Raw genomic sequence first — 23,516 nt, forward strand, 5'->3', positions numbered from 1 at the left:
GCGGGTAATCCTAGAGTCCGCCGCCTGGGTCCCCGCCGCGAGGGCCCGGCGTGCCGGACGCCGCCGCCTCGGGTGCGGCACCGGGATCGGCCTCGGGGTGCGCGACGCGGGCCCCGGCGGGACGCACGAGCAGGAGCAGGGCCAGCACGGGCACCGCGAGCAGCACGTACATCCCGCCGTACGCGTCGATGAGGCCGAGCCCGCCGCCCGCGACGAGCAGGACTCCCGCGATGGCGGGCGCGACGACCGTGCCGAACGAGTTCACGAAGCCCAGCAGGCCGAGGCCGAGCCCCGAGTCCTCGGGAGGCAGGACGCCGTGGGCCAGCGACCGCGTGGCGGTCGTGGCCATGCCGATCGCGACGCCCGCGACGAACGTGCCGACCACGAACAGGGTCGTCGTCGCCGCGAGCCCCCGGACGACCATGGCCGCCGCGAGCAGGACGAGCCCGCCGGCGAGCAGGATCCGGGCGTCCATGCGCGCGGCGGGGGTCAGGGCCAGGGCGAGCGAGCCGAGCACGACGCCGATCGCGCCCATCAGCGTCGAGAGCGCGACCAGACGCACGGCGTCATCCTCGGCCATCCCCCAGCGGGACGTGAAGAGGAACAGGGCGAACAGGAGCCCGGCGGTCACCTCGACCGAGATGACGAAGCGGATCGCCATCACGGCGGCGAACGGGCGGCTCATCGTCTCCCGCACCCCGGCCCAGCGCGCCTGGACGGAGTCCTCCGCCCGTTTCGTCCGCTCGGGCTCGTCGATCCGGTGCGCGAGCACGAGCACGACGACGGCCGTCACCGCGGGGATCGTGATCGACAGCGCGACGACCGAGGTGGGGAAGAGCGCGGCCACCGCGATCCCCGGCAGCGTGCCGATGAAGGACGCCGCGGCGAACAGACCGGCCGCGCGCGTGCGCTCGGACGGCGCGAGGCCGATCGAGACGAGGCCGTTGATGGCCCCGAAGCACGCGTTGTACGCCACCTGCGTGAACGCCCACAGCGCCCCCAGCGTGAACGGATCTTGCGCGAGCGGCAGTGCGGCGCTTCCTGCGACGCCCGCGAGCGCGCCGCCGATCAGCCACCAGCGCCGCCCGCCGGTGCGGTCGGCGCACCATCCGAACAGCGGGTTGGCGATCATCGCGGCGACGCTGCCGGCGCTGCCCACCGCCGCCAGCGTCGCGGGGGCCGCCTCCTCGCCCGTCATGCGGCTGATCATGAGCGCGAGCCCCACGACAACGGGCGCCGTGAGCGCGCCCAGGGCGGCGCACTGCATCACGGCGAGCACGACGACGCGGCGCATGGTCAACCCTCCCGCCCGGGCTCGTCGTCGTCGGCGCCGATGAGCCCGAACGACAGGGCGCGGGCGAGGGCCTCCTCGCGATTGCTCGCACCGAGCTTCGCGTACACGCTGCGCAACTGGCTCTTGACCGTGTTCAGCGAGATGAAGAGCCGCTCGGCGATCTCCGCTCGACTGTCGGTGCTCACGAGCGCGAGCAGCACCTCCCGCTCGCGCGGCGTGAGCTGCGGCACGCTCGCGCCGCCCTCGTCGGGCACGAGCGCGGGCACGAGCGCGAAGGATGCGCGCAGCCTGTCCGCCGCGTCGCTCCGCCCGGTGTCCTCGAGGGCGTGCAGCAGCGCCTCGCGGTCGCCCGCGGGCAGCAGTACCAGGGGCCAGCGGAGGCCCTCCTCCCCGACGATCACGCTCAGCCGCACGCCGTAGCCGACCAGATCGAGCCCGGCCGCCGCGCGGCGGGCCGCGATGATGCCCGCCGCCGCGGCGCACATCGACTGCAGCGGCGAGCGCGCGTTGCGCTCCGCCTCCGCCAGGAACGTGACGGCCCGCTCGCCGTCGCGGTCGTATGCGGCGGCGATGGCGCCGAGCACGGCGTCGAGCCCCTGCCCCTTCTCGCGCATGCGGGGCCGGGTGGAGCCGCGCAGCGTGCCCGAGACGAGCTTCGCGATCCCCTGGCCCACCAGGGCCCGATCCCGCACGGACGGCAGCGTGCGCCGCCCGATGCGCTCGTGCAGCACGCGCTCGAGCCGGTACATCGCTTCGCCCCCACGCCCGAGGAACGCCTCCGCGAGCGTGAGCGGGTTGATGATGAGCTCCCAGTGCTCGATCGAGTCGAAGTGGGGGTCGAGCCTCCGGAGCGCGGCGCGGGCCTCCTCCGGCTGTCCGTTGGAGAGGTGCAGCCAGGCGCGCGCGATGTGCTCGGGCGCCATCGGATATCCGTCGCGCCAGGCCTCCGGCGTGTGCTCGGGGCGGATCTGCGTAAGCGCTTCGCGTGCGGTGTGAAGGCGGCCCCGGAGCGCGTGGATGAGGGCGATGTTCGCGAACGCGATGTTGCGGAGGTGCTGCTGCCCGAGAGTCTCGGCCATGCGGGCGTGGGCGCGCCGCGCCTCGAGCGCACGGTCGTACTCGCCCGCGTAGAACAGGCTCATGCCGCACTGACTGAGCGCCTCGAGCATGATGCCGTCCAGCCCGTTGTCGCGCTCCTCGTCGACGAGTTGTTCGAGCACTTCGAGCGCCCGGCCCGCGGTGTCGCGCATGCGGCGCTCCTGGCCGAGCAGCCGCCAGACGGCGCTCTCGATCGCCAGGTGGATCGCGCGCTCCTGGGGCGGGGTGGACGAGGAGCGCAGCCTGCCCATCGTCGCGGCCGAGACGAAGAACTCCGCCGCTTTCCGCTGCGTCTCGGCCCGGGTGTTGAGCATCAGCGCGTAACGCAGCGCGAGCAACGGGTGCCGGTGGATCTGGCTGGCCGGCAGGGTGCGCAGCAGCGCGGACACCCGCAGGTCGTCCTCCCGCGACAGCGGGTGTGCGCGCAGCAGGACGTGCGTGGCGTAGTCGAGATCACCCGTGGCGATCGCGTTCTCGAACGCGGCCAGGCCGTCGCCGCGCACCTCCCACAGCCACCGCGCGATCGTCGGGCGCAGCTCGGCCACCCGCTGGGGATGGCGCTCGGCGTAGTCCTCGGCGGCCGCCTGTCGCAGGTGGTCGCTGTAGGAGAAGACCTGGGCGCCCCCCTCCACGGTGGTCCAGTGCCCCGCGCCGGCGCGCTCCAGATCGTTCAGCAGCCGCTCCGCGTCGTCGCGCCCGCTGAGCCGCTGGGCGAGCTCGACGTCCACCGCGGGCGATTGCGCGGTCGCGCCGATGAAATCCAGCGCGGCGGGGTCACGCACCCGGCTGAGCAGGTCGTGGCGGACGACGTCGCGCAGCGCCGCGTCGATGTCGCCCTCGGCGAGCCGGCCGAGGGTGCCGGGGGACCGGCGCAGCAGGTCGAGCGTGTACCGCAGCGACATGGCGTGTCGGGAGGACCCGTGCCGGCGCAGCGCGTCCTCCGCCGCGGAGTCGATGCCCTCGGCCGCGCGGCGCGCGATCGCGCCGATCTCGTCGTCGTCGAGCGCCATCTCCGCGTCCCCGAGGACCGTGGTCTCGACGGTGGCGTGCACGGAGGGCGCCTCGAGAAGCGTGGGGAAACGGCCCGCCACGATGCAGCGCGTCGTGGGCGAGTCCCGTACGAGCGCGACGATGTCGTCGCAGACCTCCGCCCAGAAATCGCCGGGCTCGGGCGAGCCGACGTTGTCGAGCAGCAGCACGAGCTCGCGCCCCAGGCCGTTCACGATGCGCCGCAGGGCTCCCGGGATCGCGGCCGGGCCGTCCGCGATGGAGGCCATCTCCCGGTAGAGCGTGGCGTCGTCGATGAGTGCGCCCGCGTGGAGCTGGGCGAGCACACGCAGCCAGTAGCCGCTGCGCGACTGCGTCCCGCCGTCGCGGCTCACCCACACGAGCGCCGCGGTCGCCGGATGCTCGGAGCCGGCCGCCCACTGCGACAGCAGCGTCGTCTTCCCCGACCCGCCCGCGCTGCGCACCACGCACAGCGGAGCGCCCTCGTCCAGCCGGGAGAGCAGACGGGGGCGCGGCACGACCCCGGGGGGCAGGCGCGGGGCGCCTACCGCACCGGAGGGCGGGATCGAGTACACGACTCCTCACCACCTCCTGCGGGTCGGTTCACTGCGCGCGGGAAGTGGCGCATGCCGTCGCAGTATACGAGGGCGCGCGGTATATCGCTTCCCGAGCTTGTTATACGACATCCAGGACGCTCCCGAGGGGACAGGACGCCGCCCGTGGCTCCGGGAAGGAGCCACGGGCGGCGTCACCGTTCAGTTCCGGGCTTGCCGGCGCAGCCGCAGCAGCGCCAGGCCCGCCAGGAGCAGGATGAGTGCTCCCGCGCCGATCCACAGGGCCGCCCCGTCCATCCCCGTCCGTGACAGGAAGGAGGACGGCGGTGCGTACGCGTGGAACGGGTCGCTGTCGGCGATGCGCACGGGGGCGCCGTCGTCGTCCAGCACGAGCACCGGGGCGCCGTTCGCGTCGAAGGCCGGATCGCCCGTGGGCACTCCGTCCCCGTCCACGGCCGGGACGACCGGGGTCGCCACGACGGTGACCGTGTCGGCGTGACGGTCGCCCGCCGCGAGGGTCAGCCGGCCCTCGGCGAAGAACGACGCACCCGGGGGGATGAGGCCGTGCCACGTCCCGTTGGCGACGAAGTCGTACGCCGCGGGCCCGCCGAAGGCCGACAGGTCGGCCGTCCAGGCCTCGACCTCGGGCCCGGCGTCCGTCACGTCGCTCAGGTCGACGCTCGTGAGCCAGGTCGAGCCGGTGTTGGTGACCACCCAGCGCACCGTTCCCGGCGTGCCGGCCTCGTACCGCACCGCGTCGTCCGCCGTGTTGGCGTCCTGCGCGGCGTCGACGAGAGGCTTGGCCGGGACGATCCAGTTGCCGTCGCCGTCCTTCACCTGCGGGTCGGCCTTGGCGCCGTCGTACTTGATCACCTGGATGCCGCTCGAGAACGCGTTGTAGTCGTCCCGGTCGGTCACGGTGATACCGCTGGCGATGCCCGTGGCGGTCACGCCCGCGCGGTTCACGTGCGGCTCGCCGCCCGTGACCGTGAGGGTCGCGGAGCCCGTGATCCACTCACCCGGCTTCCACGGGCCGTCCCACGCGGCGGTCCAGACGCCGTCCACCTTCTCGGCGGCCAGCGCCGAGCCGTCGGGCAGCGTCCAGGTGAGCCCCTCGACCGAGCCGCCCGAGACCGTGGTGTCCGTCAGCACGACGTCCACGAGGTCCTCGTCGCCCGTGTTCTGCACCCGGAAGACGATGGTCCGCGTCTCGCCGACCTCGTACAGCTCGCCCTCGCGCATGGTGTCGGCATCGTGCGCGATCGTCGTTCCCCGACCATCGCCCTTCTCGATGTCGACCCACGGTCCCTCGCCCGTCCAGGCGTGGAACGGGTCGTCGTCGCTCACCGTGAACGGCTCGCCATCGCGCAGCGCGATGACCGGCTCGCCGTTCTCGGTGCGCGGCTGCCCCGTCGGGACGCCGTCCGGACCCTGCTCGGGCACCACCACCGTGCCGACCACGTCGACGGTGTTCGCGTGCTGCTCGTTGCGGTCCAGCGTCAGCGTGCCCTCCGCGTAGAAGGACGCACCGGGCGGCAGCAGACCGCCCCACGGACCGTGCTCGGTGAAGGAGTACTCCTCCGGGCCGCCGAACGCCGAGAGGTCGGCCGTCCAGTCGTCCCCGATGGCGGGGCCCTGGTCGGTCGTGTCGGTCAGCGTGATGTCGGTGAGCCACGTCGTGCCCGTGTTGGTCACGACCCAGCGCACGCGGTTGTCCGTACCGACGGGGTACTCCACCGCGGTGTCCGCCGAGTTGGCGTCCTGCGCGGGGTCGAGCAGCGGCTTGCCGGGGGTCTCCCAGCCGTCCGTCGCGTTCCCGATGGCCGGGTCGGCCTTGTTCCCGTCGTACTTGATGACCTGGATCGCGCCCGTGTAGGCGTTGTAGTCGTCCTGGTCGGTGACCGGCTTGCCCGACGCCTGGCCGGTGGCCGTCACGGTCGCACGGTTCACGTGCGGCGCGACGCCCTCCCCGACCGTCAGCAGGGCGGTGCCGACGATGCGCTCGCCCGGCTGCCACGGGCCGGCCCACGAGGCCGTCCAGTCGTCGCCGTTCTGCGTCGCGGCGAGGTGGCGCCCGTCGGGCAGGGTCCACGCGAGCGCCTGCACGACGCCCCCCGAGATCGTCTCGTCGGTCAGCACGATGTCGACGAGGGTCTCGTCGCCCGCGTTGACCACGTCGAACACGATCGTGCGCGTCTCGCCGGGCGTGTACGCCTGGCCGTCCGCGAGAGTGTCGGCGTCGTTCACGATGGTCGTGCCCTGACCGTCGCCCTTTTCGATCTCGACGATCGGGCCGACGCCGGTCCACGCGTGGAACGGGTCGTCGTCGCTCACCGTGAACGGCTCACCGTCGCGGAACGCGATGACGGGGTCGCCGCCGTTGAGCGCGGGCTCGTCGGTCGGGTTGCCCTGCTGATCCGTCCGCGGCACGACGACCGTCCCGACGACCCGCACCTCGTCGGCGTGGGAGGTCAGCGCGGGCAGCGTGAGCGTGCCCTCCGCGAAGAAGGACGCGCCGGGGGCGAGCAGCCCCTGCCACGGACCGTCGTTCACGAACGAGTAGTCCGCGGGGCCGCCGTGGGCGGACAGGTCCGCCGTCCAGTCGTCGCCGATGGCCGGACCCGCGAGCGTGTCGTCGACCAGGCTGATGTTCGTCAGCCACGTCGTGCCGGTGTTGGTGACCACCCACCGCACCTTCTGGGTCAGGTCGACCGGGTACTTCACGCCGGTCTGCGCCGTGTTGGCGTCCTGTTCCGCGTCGACGAGCGGCTTGGCGGGGGTGACCCAGGCGCCGTTCGCGTCGGTGACCTCGGGATCGGCCTTCTCGCCGTCGTACTTGATGACCTGGATGTCGCCCGTGAAGGCGTTGTACTCGTTGTCATCCTCCACCGGACGACCCGAGAAGGCGGCCGTGGCGGTGACGCTGACGCGGTCGCGGTGCGCCGAGTCGGCGGCCTCGAGCGTCAGCGTCGCGGTGCCGACGATCTCGTCGCCGACCTGCCACACGCCCGAGCCCGAGCCGAAGGTCGCGGCCCATCGGGCCGTCCACACGCCGCCGTCGAGCGTCGCGGGCACGACGGAGCCGTCCGGCATGCTCCAGACAAGGTCGCGGATGACCTCGCCCGCCAGCGTCTCGTCGCGCAGCTCCACCTCGCGCAGCGGCTCGGGGCCCGGGTTGGTGACCCGGATCACGATGTCGCGCGTCTCGCCGGGGAGATAGGTCTCGCCGTCGGCGACCGTGTCCGCCTCGTTCTCGATCACGCCGGTCGCGGCATCGCCGTCACCCTTCGAGATCTCGACGCGGGGATCGGTGTCCGTCGGGTTCACGACGACGACCTCCACGGTGGTGTCCTTGCCGATGACGATGGTGTTGTCACCGGGTGCGCGCATGACGCCGTCCACCTCGAGCGTGAACTCCTGCGTCAGCCAGCGGGCGCCGTCGGGCAGGCCCGCGCGGTCGCTCGGCAGGGGCTGCTCGACGATCGTCACCACCGTGCCGGTGGGCAGGGCCGGCGAGAGCCAGGCCTGACCGTCGCCGGGGGTGATGCCACCGTTGCGGAGCACCACCGGAGCGATGTTGTCGCCACCGGGGTAGCTGTACTCGATGTGGAACTCCGTGGCCGGGTCCAGCAGCGGCGCAGCGGGGCCCGTGACCTCCTTGAGCAGGCTGAAGCGCCCGTTGTTGGGATCGGTCGGGTTCGTCAACTGCACCTGCACGGGCTCCGTGTCGGTGATGGTCAGCTCGGCGAACTCGCCGTTCTGCACCACGCCGGGGCCGGAGAAGGCCGGAGCGCCCCAGTCGAAGCCGGGCGTCGCCGCCGGAACCACCTCGCGGAGCTCCACGACCGTGCCCACCGGCAGCGCGGGGCTGGCCGGGGTCGTCTCGCCGTCGCCGACGAGGCCGAGCGGGATCCAGTCGGTCGCGCCCTTGACGCGGTACTCGATGCCGAACTGCGTTCCGGCCGGCACGCGGCCTTCCGCGTCGACGACGTGCTTCGTCACCGTAAACGTGCCGAGTCGCTCGGTCGCCTCGTTGGTGAGCGTGATCCGCGCGTCCGTGCCGTCGCCGATCACGAGCGTGGCGGTGCCGTCGGCACCGGGCGTCACGCCCGTGCCGCTCCAGCTCGCCTGGCTCACGTCGAAGCCGTAGCGGACCGGCGCGTCGGACACCGCGGTCTCCTCGAGGGTCACGACCGTCCCGTGCGGGATCTCGACCGAGGTCTGGGTCCAGCCGTTCGCCGCCGTGAGGTTCAGCGTGCGCGTCGCGCCACCCGGGTAGGTGTACTCGACCACGAAGCTCGTGTCCGCGAAGTCGGGAGACGTCAGATCGGCGCCCGTCACGGCCTTGCTGACCGTGAACGTGCCGGGGCGGTAGAGCTCGTTCTCGGCGGTGAACCGGAACGCCTGGCCGCCCGCGACGACGCGGTAGTAGCCGTCCTGAGGAGTGCCGCTGGCCGTGATGCTCACCTGACGCACGGAGCCGTCGGCGCGCTCGGTGACCTTGACGGCCGTCCCTGCGGGCACCGTCACGGGCGCGGACACGTCACCTGCGGCGACCGCCACGGACGCCGGGTTCAGCGCGTAGGCCGCCCCGCGGAAGTCCCGCGCCTCGAGGTCGAACACGAACTCCTGGTTCGCTCCCGCCTGTCCGACGGTCACCTGCTTGGCGATGTCGAACGCGACGTTCGCGATCAGGCCCGCGTCGATCCGGTGGTCGTTGTACCCCGGACCGCCGATCGTGATCCCGACCGTGCCGTACTGCGGCGAGGCCGGGTCCGCGACGGGGTCGGAGTCGATGTCCGGTGTCCCCGCGTTCTGCTGGGTGAAGCGGATCGACTCCCAGGGGATCTCGCCGAACGGCCCGCCGAGGTTCAGCGTGCCGGTCTCGGGCAGGACGAAGGCGACCGTGTAGTCGCCGCGGGGGTCGAAGGGCTGGGTGGCGTCGTTCGAGCGGAAGTAGTACTCGCCGGCGGCGTCGGTCGTCGTGGTCGCGACGACGGCGCCGGAGGCGTCCCGCAGCTCGACCGTCACGCCCGCGACGCCCGGCTCGTCCGCGTCCTGCAGCCCGTTCTGGTCCGCGTCGAACCAGACGCGGTTGCCGATCTCGACGGGCGCCTCGGCCGCCAGCAGCGCGACGCCGCCGAGGCCGCCGCCCTTCTGGAAGTTGCCGTCGGGGCTCGCCGTGGGCCCTCCGTCCACCGTCAGCTCGTAGCCGGCGAGCGCACGGCCGTTGTTGACGCTGTACCACGCCAGGCCCGAGAGGCGGATGCCGGCGAGCGGGTCGTAGGCGGTGCTGACCACGGTGCGCGTGCCGAGCTGGCCGGTCACGGCGCCGAGCGCGATCTCGCGGTGTGTGCTGCCGACGCCCACGTTGATCCGGTCGTTGTAGAACTCGCGACCGCCGGGGCCTTCATTCACTCCGCCGGTCGTGCCGACGCGGTCGCCGACGTGCGCGTTGTGCTCGAGAACGAAGGTGCCGTCGCCGAGCGGGGCAGCGATGAGGATGTCGCCGCTGGAGCCCGTCTCGTAGAAGCCGGGGTAGGTCGAGCTGGTGGACCAGTTACGGTTGCCGCCCTGCAGGGCCGTGCGGTCAGTGAAGCCGAGGGTGAGGTAGCCGTCCTCGTCGAAGTGGAAGCCGCTGAGGATGGGCTGCGGGTAGATGTGCCAGCCACCGTTGGGCTGCGCCACACGGCCACCGGACCAGGCCCACGTGTCGGTCCAGCTGTTCCAACGATGCGACTGCGGCGCCAGGACGTTGTCGTACACGTCGCCCTTGCTGTAACCGAGGTCGCCGGTGAGCACGGGCGTCCAGTTGTCCATGTCGCTCAGCGGCGCGGCGATGACGTGCGCGGCCATGCCCAGCACCTGCGCCGAGGAACCCGGCCGTGCGCCGGCGGCGGTCTCACCGCTGTAGACGTAGCCGACGTAGATGCGGTCGCCGTTGATCCCGACCGCCCAGGGGCGATCCCCGTGCGTCAGGCCGAGGTCCCACGAGCGGATGTCCGCGGCGGTCGGCGTGCGGTCCAGGTCCGACACGTCGAGCGCGTACAGGCGCTTGTCGTGGAGGTTCACGAAGTAGAGGGTCTTGCCGTCCGCGCTCAGCGTGCTGCCGCCGAAGCCGATCTTGCCGGCGTTCTCGAAGCCGTGCGGGTCCCGTGCCGGCTGGGTGGCGCTGCCAAGACCCCGCTCGACGTTCGTCTGAGCCTGTCCGAGGTCGACCCCGAGCGTCGTCACGTCGACCCACGGCTCGACGTCACCGGCGCCGGACGGATTGCCGCTCGCGTCGAGCACATCGGTGACGCGGTAGATCCCGCCGAGGCCCAGCGGGCCGAGGCCGCTCTGGCGCTTGTACGTCGCGAGCGCCAGGAGGCTGTTGCTCGACTTCTGGTACACGACGCCGCTGACGGCACCCACTTCGCCGTAGGTCGCCAGCGTGACGCGGCCCGGGAAGCCGGGCGCCTGCGGGCCGGTGTAGTTCCTGTCGTAGCGGCTACCGGCGATCGCGGGCTCGTTGATCGACGCCGGCAAGCCGCCCTCCGAGGCGAAGGGGGATCCCGATCGCTGGATCGCCGTCACCAGGGGGGCGTTGTCCTGCGCGTAGTCGACGGGGATGTTGAGGGCGAGGTCCGCGCGCTCGTCTCCTGCGGCGACGAACTGGACGCTCGTGCCGTTCGTGCCCGCCGCGCTGGTGCCGGACGGCTCATAGCCGGCGGGCCAGCCGGAGAACCGCAGGCGCAGGGGCGTCCCGTCGGGGACGTCGGACGTGTCGATGACGTACGAGCCGTCGGGGCCGGTCGTTGCGGACGCCGTGAAGTCGCCCGAGCCGTCCGTCGCCGTGACGACGACGCGGGGCATGCCCTCGTCGTTCGCGATGCCGCTGCGCGGTTCGTTCCCGCGGTCGTAGACGCCGTTGCCGTTGAAGTCGCGGAACACGGTGCCGGACACGGCACCGGACGCGGCCTGGGCTGCGGCGGTGGGCACGACGGCGAGCGTTCCGCCGAGCAGCGTCGCCACTGCCAGCGTCGACACCGCCGTGCGCAGTCTTCTCAGTGCGCTATCGCGCCCGCGCTTGCTCCATGGATGATTCATGCACTCGACCCTTCTGGTGATCGGGCACGCGCACGCACGCACCCCACCAGCCGCCGTGGGGTGTGACGGCTGGTGGGTGCTCGGCGCTGTTGCCAGGTTGACCGCGTGGCGTCGGGATCGCTACACGCACGGTCGAGATGACACGCTGTCGTACGCGCGAGGACGCCCCCTGACGGTTGTGCGCCTTTTCACACCGCGTTTCACCCTTTTCCCGATATGCCGGTCAGGCCGCCAGATGCCTCTCTTCCGGCGTTGCTACCATCCGGCCTATGCCCCGCGAACTCCCCCCCTTCCGCCGTGCCCTCCTGGCCGCGATGACCTGCGCGCTGACGGCGGGGCTGCTCGTCGGTTGCGGGGCCCAAGCCCCCGAGGAGGCCCCCACGGTCGTGCGGGTGCCGGCGGACGCGGCGACGATCTCGGAGGCGGTCGCGGCGGTCGCCGAGGACGGGCTCGTGCTCGTCTCGCCGGGCGTGTACGAGGAGGAGGTCCTGATCGACACTCCGGGGATCACCCTCCGCGGCCTGGATCGCGACGAGACGGTCGTGGACGGCGGCGGCATGCGCCCCTTCGGCGTGGTGGCGATCGCCGACGGCGTCAGCGTGGAGAACCTCACGGTCACCGGCGCGACGTTCTACGGCGTGCTCGTCACGGGTCTCCACGATGAGAACGGCCCGACGGCCCACGGCGGCGACGGCTACAGTACGTTCGATCCGGAGCAGTTCCCGCCCCTGGAGCGCTTTTCCATCAGCCATGTCACCGCGTACAACAACGGCCTCTACGGCCTGTACGCCTTCAACGCCCGGCACGGCGTGATCCGCGACTCGTACGCCTCGGGCTCCGCCGACAGCGGCATCTACGTGGGCCAGTGCCGGGAGTGCGACATCCTCGTGACCGGCAACGTCGCGGAGAACAACGCGGTGGGCTTCGAGAACGCCAACGCGAGCGACAGCGTGTACGTCGTCGGCAACCGCTTCAGCGGCAACCGCGTGGGCATGACGTTCCTGTCGAACTACCAGGAGGCGTTCGTGCCGCAGCGCGGCAACGTCGTCGCGGGCAACGTCGTCTCCGGGAACGCCGAGGCCGAGTCCCCCGCCCATGCGGAGGGCGGGTTCGGGATCGGCATCGGCATCGGCGCGGGCACCGAGAACGAGTTCCTGGCGAACCGCATCGAGGACAACCCGGTCGCCGGGGTGCTGCTCAGCAGCACGGAGGACCTGGCGCCCCTCGGGAATGCCCTGCGCGGCTCGCTCTTCGGCGGCAACGGCGTGGACATCGCCAACGTCGCGTCCGACCGCGCCCCCGCACGGGGCACCTGCCTCGACGGGGACGCCGTCACGACGCTTCCCGAGGTCCTGGCGTCGGAGCTCGTGGCCGGCTGCGCGCCCGACGCGACGGATGCCGCGCCCCAGACGTCGACAGCGTCGGCCGAGCTGCCGGCGGTGGACGTGCCGCCCGGCATGAGCTTCCTGCGCGTTCCGGCGCCGCCGTCGCAGCCGGGCGTGGCGGATCCGGAGGCTCCGGCGCGCACGCTGCCCTCGACCATCGGGGCGCCCGAGCTGGGTGACATCGCGGTGCCCGACGCCGGGCTGCTCGCGGACAGGTCCCGCCGATGAGGCGGGGTGCGCGCCGGTGGGGCGCGCTGCTCGGCGCGGCCCTGCTGGCGGCACTGGCCGGATGCGCGACGCAGCCGGCCGGCGACGACTTCCCGGCGGGCGACGCGCGGGCCATCACGTCGTCGGAGGCGCAGCAGCTCGCCGCGGTGCGCCTGCGCAACCTCACGGAGGGGACCCGGTCCGTCGCGTTCGCCGTGGTCGAGCAGTCCTCGGAGCTGTCGTTCGACGGCTGGTTCGACTACGAGACCGGCACGGGGTACGGCCTGCTCACGGACGCGGAGGTGCCCACCCTGCTGCTGTGGAACGGCGAGGTCGCGGGCGAACAGGCGCTCCCCGACGGCGCAGACGAGGCGCCGTTGCCGATCCCGGACGTCGATGCGCTCGCGACCGCGTGGCGCGGCTCCGCGCTGGATCCGGCCGCCTCCCGTCTCGACGCGGTCCTGGCGGTCGTCGCGGCGCTCGGCGCGGATCGGCCGGAGAACCCGCTGCTGCTTCAGCAGGCCGGCGCCCTGTGGCTCGGCGAGCGCACGGTGGACGGCGCGGAGCTGACGGTCTTCTCCGGGCCCGTCGAGGACGTCGCGGGCGCGACCGCGGACCCGGAGGCCGCGACGACGCGGTACTGGCTCGACGAGTCGGGGCTCGCCAGCCGTGTGGACGTGCGACTCGGCGGAGAGGCGGCGTGGACGACGATCCGCTACGGCGATGCGGACGGCGTCGTCCTCGGAGACCCGTTCGCGCAGGGCGAGCCGGGAGCGGGGCCGTGACGCCCGGCGACGGGTCGGGCCCGACCATCAGCCGCCGCGGCCTGCTCGTCGGAGGCGGCGTCGGCGCGAGCCTGGGCCTCGCGGCCGGGGGTCTCGCGGGACTGCTGGGCGCCCGCGCGACGACGACTCCCGGCGACGACTTCCCGACCGCCGGCGAGGGCGCGGGGCCGGTCCCCGCGCGCGGCCGGCACCAGGCGGGGATCGCGCGTCCCGACACGCCGCAGCGGCACACGGTGCTGGTCGTCGCCGACCTCGACGGGGAGCCGGACGCCGCGGCCGTCCGGGCGGCGCTCGCGGCCGCGGGCGACGCGGTGGACGCGCTCACGGATCCGGGTCGCGCGGATCCCGATGTCCTGCCCGACGGGCCCGGCGACCTGACGATCACGATCGGGATCGGGCCGCGTCTCGTGCGTGCGATCGACCCGGCCCTGCCCGGTGCGGATCCGCTCCCGGCCTTCGCGGGTGACGAGCTGATCGGCCCGGAGGTCGTCGGCGGCGACCTGCTCGTGTCGGCCTGCGCGACCGACGCGGCGCCCCTGGCCCTCGTGACCGACGCCGTGCTGGACGCGATTCCCGGCGCCCGCCGCCGCTGGGGCCAGTCCGGCACGCGGGGCGCGGGCGAGGGCACCGTGGCGCGCAACCCGCTCGGCTATCACGACGGCGTCATCGTGCCGCACGGCGACGCCGAGCTCGACGCGAACGTGTGGATCCCGGACGGCCCGGCCGCGGGCGGCACGATCGCCGTGGTACGTCGGCTGCGCCTGGACGTGGCCGCGTTCCGCTCGCTCGCGCCCGAGGCGCGCGATCACGTCATCGGACGGGAGCACCGCAGCGGCGCGCCCCTGTCGGGCGGCTCGCTGCACGACGAGGCGGACCTGACCGCCAAGACGCCCGAGGGCGAGTTCCTCGTGCCGCTCCGCTCGCACGTGCGGGCGGCGCACCCGTCGTTCACGAACAGCGCGCTCATGCTGCGCCGCGGCTACGCCTACAGCAACGGGACGGCGGGAGAGCCCGACGAGGGGCTGCTGTTCGTCTGCTTCCAGCGCGACCTCGAGACGTTCGTCCGCACGCAGCTGCGGCTGGACGAGACGGACGACCTGATGCGGTTCGTCACCACGACCGCGAGCGCGTCGTTCCTCGTCCTGCCGGGCCGCACCGGCGACGATCCACTGGGCGCCGCGCTGTTCTGACGCGCCAGGTGAACAGCCCCCACGCCACGGACGGGTCCGTGCGTGAGGGCTGTTCGCGTGGCGGCGGGGGGTGCGCCACCCGAGCAGTATACCGGTCTACCTAGGTCGCGCCGTCACAGCTTGCGGAGCAGGACGCTCTCGACCGAGTGGTCGGCGCCCTTGCGCAGCACGAGGGATGCGCGGTGCTTGGTGGGCAGCACGTTCTCGATCAGATTGGGCAGGTTGATGTCGTCCCAGTACCCACGCGCGGTCTCGGTCGCCTCCGCATCGGTGAGGTGCGCGAACACGTTGAAGTGCGACGCGGGGTTCGAGAACGCCGCCTGACGCAGCGCGAGGAAGCGGTCGATGTACCACTGCTCGATGTGGGCGGCGTCGGCGTCGACGTAGATCGAGAAGTCGAACAGGTCGCTGACCGCGACGTCGTTGGGAGCGGGCGGCGGCTGCAGCACGTTGAGGCCCTCGACGATCACGACGTCCGGGCGGCGCACGACGACGTTCGCGTCGGGCATGATGTCGTACTTCATGTGCGAGTAGAAGGGCGCGCGCACCTCTTCGGCGCCGCTCTTGACCTTCGTGACGAACTCGACCAGCGACCGTCGGTCGTACGACTCCGGGAAGCCCTTGCGGTCCATGAGCCCGCGCCGCTCGAGCTCGGCGTTGGGGTAGAGGAAGCCGTCGGTCGTGACCAGCTCGACCCGCGGGGTGTCGGACCAGCGGCTCATGAGCTCGCGCAGGAGGCGCGCGATGGTCGACTTGCCGACGGCGACGGATCCCGCCACGCCCACGACGAAGGGCGTCGCCTGATCGCCGTTCTTGTCGGGCATGCCGAGGAAGTCGCCGATGTCCTCGCTGAGCCGCCGGATCGTCCGGGCGTAGATCGACAGCAGGCGGCTGAGCGGCAGGTAGACCTCGCGCACCTCGGTGACGTCCAGCCGGTCGCCCAGGCCGCGCAGCTGCACGACCTCGGGCTCGGTGAGGGGCTGGTCCATGCCAGCCGCGAGCCGCGACCACTCGTCGCGCGGGATCTCGCGGTACAGCGAGAGCGGGGCGGGCGGGACGGACACGGCGCTCATCCGGCCCATGCTATCGGCCCCCGCGGCCCCTCTCAGTGCTCGGGCAGTTTCGGCAGCCTCGCGGCGGCGAACTGCGGGTGGGGGCCCTGGATGTGCCCGGTCCCGGTGGTGTCGATCTGCGGGCCGCCCTCCATGTCCTTCGTGAGCAGGAACTGGCCGACGCGATCGAGCGACGCGTGCGACACGAGCGTGTGCTGGGCGGCGACCGAGATGTCCCGGTAGATGCGCTCGAGGCGGCTGCCGCGGAACACGGCGGGCGATCCGGCGCGCGCGAAGATCAGGTCCACGGCCTTCTTGGCGGAGTGCACGGCGAAGGCGTTGGCCTCGTGGAGCCGCACGCGCAGCTCGTACTCGATCGGGGCCTGATGGTGCGCGTTCTCGTACGCCTCCTCGGTCGCGTTCCATGCGAACAGTCGCGCGGCGCGCACGAGAGCGTCGGCCTCGCCGATCGCGAGCTGGTCGACCTGCTCGCGGCCCAGGCGTGCCTGGCGCAGTGATCCGTGCTGCGCGGACTGGTGCACGAGCTTCGTGTACTCCTCCATGGCCGCCTTGGCGAGGCCGAGCGAGTGCGCGGCATGGGCCATGACGTTGAACCCGACGCGGAAGAGCGGGCGGTCGTACTGCCGGAAGTGGATGCCCTTCTCGTTCGCGAGCTCGCGCGGGATGAAGACGTCCTTCACCTCGATATGCCCGCTGCCCGTGCCGCGCAGCCCCAGGCCGTCCCACGTGTCGTGGAGCGTGACCTCGGAGCGCGGGAAGTAGCCGACCAGGTACCACGGGTTGCCGTCGACGGGCGAGACGACCTGCTCGCCGTCCTCCGTGTAGAGGATCGAGCGGCCGTACAGCCACGTCGCCTCGGGTGAGCCGCTGCAGAACGGCCACTTGCCCGTGACGCGGTACCCGCCCGGCACCCGGACCGCCCGGCCCGCGGCGCGCCCGAGGTTTCCCGCGGTGATCCAGCGGTCCTTCTCGAGGATCTTGCGCATCGCCTCGGGCGCGGCGAAGGTGCCCCCCGAGTGCAGCATCCCCAGCCAGCCCACGGAGCCGTTGATGCGGGAGAGCTCCTCGATGGCCTCCAGCCACTCGACGGGGTGGACCTCGAGCCCTCCGATCTCGCGCGGCATGAGCGCACGGAAGATGCCCGCGTCGTAGAGCTCGTCGGCGAGCTCCTGGGGCATGCGGCGCTCCGTCTCGAGGTAGTCCTCCGCGGCGAGGATCTTCTCCTCGAAGCCGCGGGCGATGTCGACGAGCCGAGGGCGGGCGTCCGTGAACTCGGCCTCGGGGGCCACCTCGGACGTGGGAGCGGTGATGGACATGAGGGGCCCCTCCGTGATGCGGGTGAGCGTACCGCGGGTAAATGTAATATTGCGATACGGGTGTGTACGTTATTGACACAGATACTACCCGGGCGGGTCCGGGGGGGCAAAGGCCGAGGCCGTAATCTGTGTACCTGGCGGGCTTTCGTGAGCCCGGCGCAGGGAGGACCCGCATGGCCGCAGAGAGCTCGACCACTGTCGACCGCAGCATCCGACTTCTGTTCGAGCTCGCTCAGCACCCCGACGGCCTCACCGTCTCGGAGCTCGCCCGCCGCCTCGACACTCAGCGCCCGCCGCTGTACCGCCAGCTGCGCTCGCTCATGGAGGCGCGCCTCGTGCGTCGCACGGAGAACAAGCTCTACCAACTGGGCGTGGGGGTGCTGGAGCTCGCGCGCGCCTTCGCCGACCCGTTCACCGAGCGCGCCCGCCCCGCGCTGCAGCAGGCGGCGGACGCGACGGGACATTCCGCGATGCTCAACTTCGCCGAGGGGGATGCGCTCGTGCTCGCGCTCAGCGCGACGCCGCGCGCGGCGGGCATGCACCTGTCGACCCCGGTCGGCTTCGTCTACCCCGAGGGGCCGATCGCCCCGCGCGTCGCGATGCTCGCCGCGCGGCCGCCGGCCCCCGACGAGGACGAGGTCGTCACCGCCACGCGCGCGCGGGGCTACATCGGCACCTTCACCCTCCCGACCCACACGGGCATCGTGGGCGTCGCGGTGCCCCTGGAGATGCGGGGCATGCACGGGAGCATCGCGCTCGTGACGGGCATGGGGCCGGGCCCGCAGAGCGAGGCCGACGAAGCGCGGCTCGCCGAGCACGCCACCGCCGCAGCGCGACAGATCCTCGATTCCGGGCTGTAGCCGGGACCTCAGGCCGAGCCGGACGCCCCGCCCGCGTGCCCCGGGAGCACGACGTGGTCGAGCCGATAGGGCGTGGGCTCGAGCGCCGAGGCCATGATCGCCTCCATCACGGGCTGCGGCACGAGGCAATCGGCGCACGCGTCCGCTGTCGCGTCGATGCGCACGACGATGCGGTCCTCGTCCGTCGGCGACCAGCTGAGGACGTACCCGTCGGCCGCCATCATGTCGGTGAACTGTTTGAGCGCCTCGTCGACGGACGCCGCGTTGTCGGTCCCGGCCATCAGCGGGCTCCTTCCTGATTCGTCGTGGCGGCCCGATCGTCGACCGGACTGAGCGACAGCGGCACCTCGGGGTCGATCGAGCCGGACGTGAAGATGTCCGCGACCGCCGACACGCCGGCGTTGTTCGCCCCGGCGACGACCACCTGGACCGACTCCGGCCGCTCGAGCACGCGCACGCCGCGCGTCTCGCCGGACTCGGCCGCACGGTCGGGCACGGCGTCCGGATGATCGGCGGGAAGCCGCCACCGCGTGTGCCGCGAGACCGCCTCCTTGCCGAGCGAGCGGAGCTCCTCGCGCGAGACCACGGCGCCCTCGAACAGGTGCGTCCGCAGGTCGGCCTTGCTCCAGCCTGCGTCGGCGAACACCGCCGCATGCTCGGGACTCAGCACCACGATCGCGTTGGTGAACTCGTGCATGAGCGCACCGCTGCGTGTGATCGTGGTGAGGAGGTCCCGCGCCAGCTGCTCGGGCACGACGGTGTGCCGTGCCTCGATGTGCGACACCGCGCGGATCGTCGCCGCGGCGACCGTGCTCTGCGTCGCCGCGAAGCCGTGCTCGACGTGCAACGGCTCCCAGGGACTGGCCTCCTCGTTCTCGCCGAAGCACGCGCTGAACTTGGCCGGCGTCGCCTGGGTGGCCTGGTCCAGCTTGTGCGGGGCCAGCCCGAACGCGTTGATCGCACCGAGCCGGATCGCCCGGCCGATCGTCGCGTTCGGGCGGATCCCGGAACCGAACACGTTGCCCGCGGAGTTGATGCCGAGGCGCTCTCGGATCGGCCCGTTGACGATGAACAGCGGCGCGGGCCCGGTCGTGCTCTGCCAGATGCCGGCCTTCGGATACGGCTCCTGCGCCACCGCCTCCCACGCCGCCACGACGACGGGGAAGTACTCGGGCAGACACCCGGCCATGGCGGCGTTGGCGGCCGCGAGCTGCACGGTCAGCCGCCGGTTCAGGTGCGGGATCTCGAACAGGACATCCCCCGGGCCCCGGCTCACGGTCGCGAGGAACTCCTCGACGTACGACGCCGTGATCGGCACGACGGGCAGTCCGTCGGTCAGCCCCTGCTGGAAGTAGGACTCCAGCAGGTCGCGCACCCGGGCCGGGTCGATCGGCGCCTCAGCCTCCGCCTCCTGCTCGGTGTCGACGGGCGCGGGCATCACCGCTCCACGCCCAGGATGCGCAGGATCTGCGGGAGCGCCTCCTGCACCCGGCTCCGGATCTGTTCGACGTCCAGGCTCGCGACGGGGTGCGCGATGGTCGCGAAGTCGTACCCGGGGAAGCCCTGCACCTCGGCCATCGCGTTCCCGCTGGGCGAGAAGGAGTCGGTGCAGATGCTGGCGGCGGGCTTGCCCGCGCGCTCCAGCAGGATGCCGTCGGCGACCGTCGCGGCGCTGCAGGAGCCGCAGTCGCCGATCGCGGTCACCACGACATCGCACTCGGCCGCGAGCTGATCGCGCAGCTCGGTCGTCATCGGCGTGCCGAAGTAGTCCTTCGTGTAGAGCTTCGTCGCGGCGACGCCGTGGTCGCGCTTGAGCACCTCCGCCAGCTCCTCGAGCAGCACGGTCGCGTTGGGCTTGGTGTTGTCCAGCAGACCGACCGTCAGCCCGCTCAGGCTCGTGGGTCGCGGCGCGAGCGCCGCCTCCGCGACGTCGACCGCCGCTCCCGTCGGGTCGAACAGCTTCTCGATCTGTGCCATCAGTCTCTCCTCTGATTCCTTGTCGTTCTCGGCGCGCGACGGCGGCCTAGGCGGTCTCGACCTTGACGGGCACCGGCGCCTGCCGGCCGGTGCCGCTCGTCGAGTTGGGGGCGATGATCTCGACGATCGTCGAGACGCCGGCGTTGTCCGCGCCCGCGACGACGATGAAGACGTCCTCGGGCTGGCGCACGAACCGGTACGGCTCGCGCTTGCCGCCGGGATTCATCGCGTCCGGGTGCTCGATGGGGAGCAGGTAGCCGCGCTGCCGCGACACCCCGCCCTTCCCCGCGCGGTCCATGTCGGCGATGGGGCGCACTGCGTTGTCGCGCAGGTACTCGCGCACGTCGGCCTTGCTCCATCCCGCCTCGGCGAGGACCCGCGCGTGGCCGGGGCTCAGCACGAGGCAGGACTGCCCTGCGTTGCGCCCCGTGCGCGAGAGGCTGTCGGCGAAGTCGGCGAGCAGCTGCTCCGGGTCGGACGTGTGGCGCGCCTCCATGTAGAGCGTTCCGCGGATGAGCATGGCCGTGACCGTGCTGTCCTCGCGCGAGAAGCCGTACTCCTCGTGGAACGGCGCCCACGGGTTCTGCGGCTCGTTCTCCCCGATGCAGCAGGTGTACTTGGCGGGGGACGCCTGCGTCGCCTGGTCGAGCAGGTGCGGCTTGAGCTGGAAGACGTTGAGCGTCGCGAGGCGGATGGCGCGCCCGATCGTCGCGTTGGCGCGGAACCCCGAGCCGAACACGTTGCCGGCCGCGTTGATCCCGATCTCGTCGATGACGGGTCCGTTCACGACCAGGAACGGCGCACTCCCGGACGTGCTCTGCCACAGCGCGCTGGGGCCCACCCCCAGCGCGTGGAGGGAGTCCCACGCGGCGAGGACGACCGGGAAGTACTCGGGCAGGCAGCCGGCCATGATCGCGTTGATCGCGGCCTCGCGCACCGTGCACATCCGGTTGAGGTGCGCCATCACCAGCACCGGCTCGTCCGGGTCCCGCGAGGTGCGCGCGAGGAACTGCTCGATCGCCTCCTCGGTGCACGGCGCGACCGGAAGCCCGTCGGTCCAGCCGCGCTGGTAGTAGTACTCGGCGACCTGGCGCGCGTCCCGCAGCGCGCCCGGCTCCTCCCCCGCCGCAGCGGGGGCGCCCGTGGGGTCCACCACCCCGTCCAGCTCCTCGACGACCGTGCTCATGAATCCTCCGTCTTCCTCGTGATTTCGTGGGCCTGCGGGCTCATCAGCCCACCCATGTCATGCCGCCCCAGTCGATGGTCCCGGCGGCGCGATCGGGGTTGTCCATCCCCTGCCAGCGCGACGTGTTGATCGTCTGGTGGGTCGCCAGGCTCCAGGCGATGGGCGCGTGGAAGATCAGCTCGGCGGCCCGCTCCTGCAGGTCGTACAGGTGCTGCGCGCGTACGTCGCGGTCCGCGGCCGTCAGCGCCGCTTCCGCGGCGGCGTCGATCTGCTCGTCGCACATGCCCGTGGGGTTGCGTCCCGCGACACTGTCGGGGTTGCACGTGAACCAGTGGGTGATCCCGAGACTCGGATCGGCGCCGAGCGTGCTGCGCTGGATCGACAGGTCGAAGTCGTGCTGCGTGAACACCGACTCCGTGTACACGGCGTTGACGCCCGTGACGACGTTGAGGCGGATGCCGACGGTCTCCATGGTCGAGCGCATGATCTCGATCGCGGGATCGATGTCGACGATGCCCGTGATCGCGCGCACGTCGAGCGTGAAGCGGGTGCCGTCGCCCTGCACGGGGTAGCCGGCCTCGTCCAGGCCCTCGTTGATCGCGTCGATGTCGAGCGGGAAGAGCTCATCGAAGTCGATGTCCGGGTGCACCGCCCAGTCCATGGCGGGCGGGATGAAGGATGTCGCGGGCGTGCCCATGCCCTTCAGCGCGATTTCGGTGATGCGCTCGCGATCGATCGCGGAGTAGACCAGACCGCGCACGGCGGGATCGGCCAGGGGCCCGCTGCGGGTGTTCATCGACACGTACATCCACACGGGGAAGTAGCCGTCGACGAGCTGCTCGGTGTCGGGGTTCGCCTCGACCTCGTCCTGCTGGGACGGCGGCACGGTCGACAGGTCGAGCTCACCGGAGAAGAGCGCCAGCGCGCGGGCGTTCGTGTCGCCGATGACCTTGAAGACGGCGCGGTCGACCTCGGTCGGGCCCTTCCACCAGTTCTCGTTCTTGACGACCACGACCTCTTCGCCGGAGGTGAAGGAGTCGAACACGAGCGGACCGGTGCCCACGGGCGCCAGGTTGGCGGGGTTGGTGAGGAAGTCCGTGCCCTCGTAGACGTGCTTCGGCAGCATGAACTGCGTCGCGAGCGTCTCGAGCAGCGGCCCGTACTCTCCGTCGAGGTCGACGACGACCGTGTGGTCGTCGGGGGTCTCGACCGCCACGACCCGCTCGGCGAGCGCCGCGCCGACGACGTCGAAGGGCAGGATCTCCTCGAAGTTGAACTTGACGTCCTCCGCCGTGAACGGCTCCCCGTCGTGCCACGTGACGCCCTCGCGGAGCGAGAACGTGACCTGCTGGTTGTCGTCGCTGAACTCCCACTCCTCCGCGAGCACGGGGAACAGCTCGAGGTCGCCCGTGATGCCGACCAGCGGCTCGAGCATGCTGTGCGCCACGCGCTGGGTGATGGGGTTGCTCGTGAACTGGGGGTTGAGCATGGGCGGGTCGCCGCCGATGGCCTCGACGTAGAGGCGCTCAACGTCGCCCTGCTCGCCGCCGGCGGCCGCGCAGCCCGTCACTGCCAGGACGGCAGCCCCGGCGAGCGCCGCAGCCCTCCAGATACGTCGTGGTGTACGCACCGTTTCACTACCTCTCTGTAGTCCCTCGCGCTCGTCGTCGAGGCGATTCGGATGTACGGATACGATACCCAGACGTAGTCCATATGTACAAGTACTTATCGCGCACTCCGCCGACGGCCGGCGCGGACGCCGGTCGTGGCAGGCCGGGAGGGCTTCAGAGAGACGAGTCCGTGATCTCGCGAGCCGCGGCCTGGGCGACCTGCGCGAGAGACCGCTCGTCGGCCTCATCGAGGGGGCCGACACCCCGCGCGAGGGCGAGGCTGCCGAAGGCGCCGCGCGAGCGCAGCGGCACCGCGACGCCCACGAAGCCGTAGCGGCTGCCGATGGTCGCCGTGCCGACGTATCCGCGCTCACGCGCCTCCGTGACCACGAGCGGCTCCTCAGCGTCACGGGGCCGGCTCGCCATCATCGCGACGCGCGGGGGGATGAGCCCGTCTGGGTAGAGGAAGCCGATGGGCGTGGTCAGGTGCATCCCGGGCGCCCGCGGGGTGGCGCACCACACGAGCACCAGCGCGTCACCCTCCGCGACGTTGAGCATCGCGGAATAGCCCGTGGCGTCCGCGGCGGACTGCAGCAGCGGGCGGGCGCGCTCGAGGAGCGGATCGGAGAACGCCCGCGCGAGCTCGAGCACGCCCACGCCGAGCCGGTACAGCTTGCCCTCCGTGCGGCGGATCAGCCGCGCGTCCAGCAGCGTCCGCAGCTGCCGGTACAGCGGAGGGCGCTGTGTCCCGAGCCGGCGGGCCAGCTCGGTGACCGTCAGCCCCTCCGGGTGCTGCGCGAGTTCGAACAGCAGGCGCACGCTCCGATCTACCGTCGTCGACCCCTCAACCCTCATCGCACACACCAATGCAGTACATATGTGTA

The 23,516-nt window shown here is 72.1% G+C and carries 15 protein-coding genes; 4 read left to right on the plus strand and 11 right to left on the minus strand.

Annotation, left to right across the window (positions count from 1 at the left end):
* Nucleotides 1–10: 10 nt before the first annotated feature.
* From IEX37_RS06605 to IEX37_RS06615, 3 genes are all read right to left on the minus strand, one after another.
* Nucleotides 11–1,294, minus strand: a complete 1,284-nt coding sequence (locus IEX37_RS06605) for an MFS transporter (protein ID WP_188755473.1) — start codon at nt 1,292–1,294, stop codon at nt 11–13.
* Nucleotides 1,295–1,296: 2 nt separating this feature from the next.
* A complete protein-coding gene (locus IEX37_RS06610; RefSeq protein WP_188755474.1) occupies nt 1,297–3,975 on the minus strand; it encodes a helix-turn-helix transcriptional regulator in 2,679 nt (892 codons plus the stop codon).
* Between the two features lie 180 nt (nt 3,976–4,155).
* Nucleotides 4,156–10,983 (minus strand): SdrD B-like domain-containing protein, encoded by a 6,828-nt coding sequence (locus tag IEX37_RS06615; protein ID WP_188755475.1) that lies wholly within the window; start codon nt 10,981–10,983, stop codon nt 4,156–4,158.
* A 329-nt stretch (nt 10,984–11,312) separates the two neighbouring features.
* On the opposite strand from IEX37_RS06615, the gene IEX37_RS06620 reads away from it, so the two are divergent.
* The 3 genes from IEX37_RS06620 to IEX37_RS06630 are packed head-to-tail and all read left to right on the plus strand — an operon-like array spanning nt 11,313 to nt 14,610.
* Nucleotides 11,313–12,656 (plus strand): right-handed parallel beta-helix repeat-containing protein, encoded by a 1,344-nt coding sequence (locus tag IEX37_RS06620; protein ID WP_188755476.1) that lies wholly within the window; start codon nt 11,313–11,315, stop codon nt 12,654–12,656.
* Nucleotides 12,653–13,420, plus strand: coding sequence for a hypothetical protein (locus IEX37_RS06625; protein ID WP_188755477.1), 768 nt, complete (start codon nt 12,653–12,655; stop codon nt 13,418–13,420). Before IEX37_RS06620 ends, IEX37_RS06625 begins: the two co-directional genes overlap by 4 nt.
* Nucleotides 13,417–14,610 carry a Dyp-type peroxidase gene (locus IEX37_RS06630; RefSeq protein WP_188755478.1) on the plus strand — a complete coding sequence of 398 codons (1,194 nt, stop codon included), beginning with the start codon at nt 13,417–13,419 and terminating at the stop codon, nt 14,608–14,610. The genes IEX37_RS06625 and IEX37_RS06630 overlap by 4 nt, the downstream gene beginning before the upstream one ends.
* A 113-nt stretch (nt 14,611–14,723) precedes the next feature.
* Here the strand turns inward: IEX37_RS06630 and coaA are convergent, their stop codons facing one another.
* Nucleotides 14,724–15,683 (minus strand): type I pantothenate kinase, encoded by a 960-nt coding sequence (gene coaA / locus IEX37_RS06635; RefSeq protein ID WP_188755479.1) that lies wholly within the window; start codon nt 15,681–15,683, stop codon nt 14,724–14,726.
* Nucleotides 15,684–15,715: 32 nt separating this feature from the next.
* The gene (locus IEX37_RS06640) at nt 15,716–16,999 is read right to left on the minus strand and encodes an acyl-CoA dehydrogenase family protein (protein WP_188755480.1); all 1,284 of its coding nucleotides are present in this window, start codon (nt 16,997–16,999) and stop codon (nt 15,716–15,718) included.
* Nucleotides 17,000–17,172: 173 nt separating this feature from the next.
* Here IEX37_RS06640 and IEX37_RS06645 point away from each other — a divergent pair, with 173 nt between their 5' ends.
* Nucleotides 17,173–17,859: a helix-turn-helix domain-containing protein gene (locus IEX37_RS06645; protein ID WP_188755481.1), complete on the plus strand. Its 687-nt coding sequence runs from the start codon at nt 17,173–17,175 to the stop codon at nt 17,857–17,859.
* 8 nt (nt 17,860–17,867) lie between these two features.
* Here the strand turns inward: IEX37_RS06645 and IEX37_RS06650 are convergent, their stop codons facing one another.
* The 6 genes from IEX37_RS06650 to IEX37_RS06675 form a co-directional block, all read right to left on the minus strand.
* Nucleotides 17,868–18,140 carry a hypothetical protein gene (locus tag IEX37_RS06650; RefSeq protein WP_188755482.1) on the minus strand — a complete coding sequence of 91 codons (273 nt, stop codon included), beginning with the start codon at nt 18,138–18,140 and terminating at the stop codon, nt 17,868–17,870.
* Complete coding sequence (locus IEX37_RS06655; RefSeq protein WP_188755483.1) at nt 18,140–19,297, minus strand: hypothetical protein; 1,158 nt, start codon at nt 19,295–19,297, stop codon at nt 18,140–18,142. Before IEX37_RS06655 ends, IEX37_RS06650 begins: the two co-directional genes overlap by 1 nt.
* Nucleotides 19,297–19,836: a UGSC family (seleno)protein gene (locus IEX37_RS06660; protein ID WP_188755484.1), complete on the minus strand. Its 540-nt coding sequence runs from the start codon at nt 19,834–19,836 to the stop codon at nt 19,297–19,299. Before IEX37_RS06660 ends, IEX37_RS06655 begins: the two co-directional genes overlap by 1 nt.
* A gap of 46 nt (nt 19,837–19,882) precedes the next feature.
* Nucleotides 19,883–21,022, minus strand: a complete 1,140-nt coding sequence (locus tag IEX37_RS06665; RefSeq protein ID WP_188755485.1) for a hypothetical protein — start codon at nt 21,020–21,022, stop codon at nt 19,883–19,885.
* 43 nt (nt 21,023–21,065) lie between these two features.
* Complete coding sequence (locus IEX37_RS06670; protein ID WP_188755486.1) at nt 21,066–22,652, minus strand: ABC transporter substrate-binding protein; 1,587 nt, start codon at nt 22,650–22,652, stop codon at nt 21,066–21,068.
* 154 nt (nt 22,653–22,806) lie between these two features.
* Nucleotides 22,807–23,487 carry a helix-turn-helix domain-containing protein gene (locus IEX37_RS06675; RefSeq protein WP_188755487.1) on the minus strand — a complete coding sequence of 227 codons (681 nt, stop codon included), beginning with the start codon at nt 23,485–23,487 and terminating at the stop codon, nt 22,807–22,809.
* Nucleotides 23,488–23,516 lie beyond the last annotated feature (29 nt).

Origin of the sequence: Microbacterium album (genome assembly GCF_014643695.1) — a bacterium.
In the GTDB taxonomy this organism is placed as follows: domain Bacteria; phylum Actinomycetota; class Actinomycetes; order Actinomycetales; family Microbacteriaceae; genus Microbacterium; species Microbacterium album.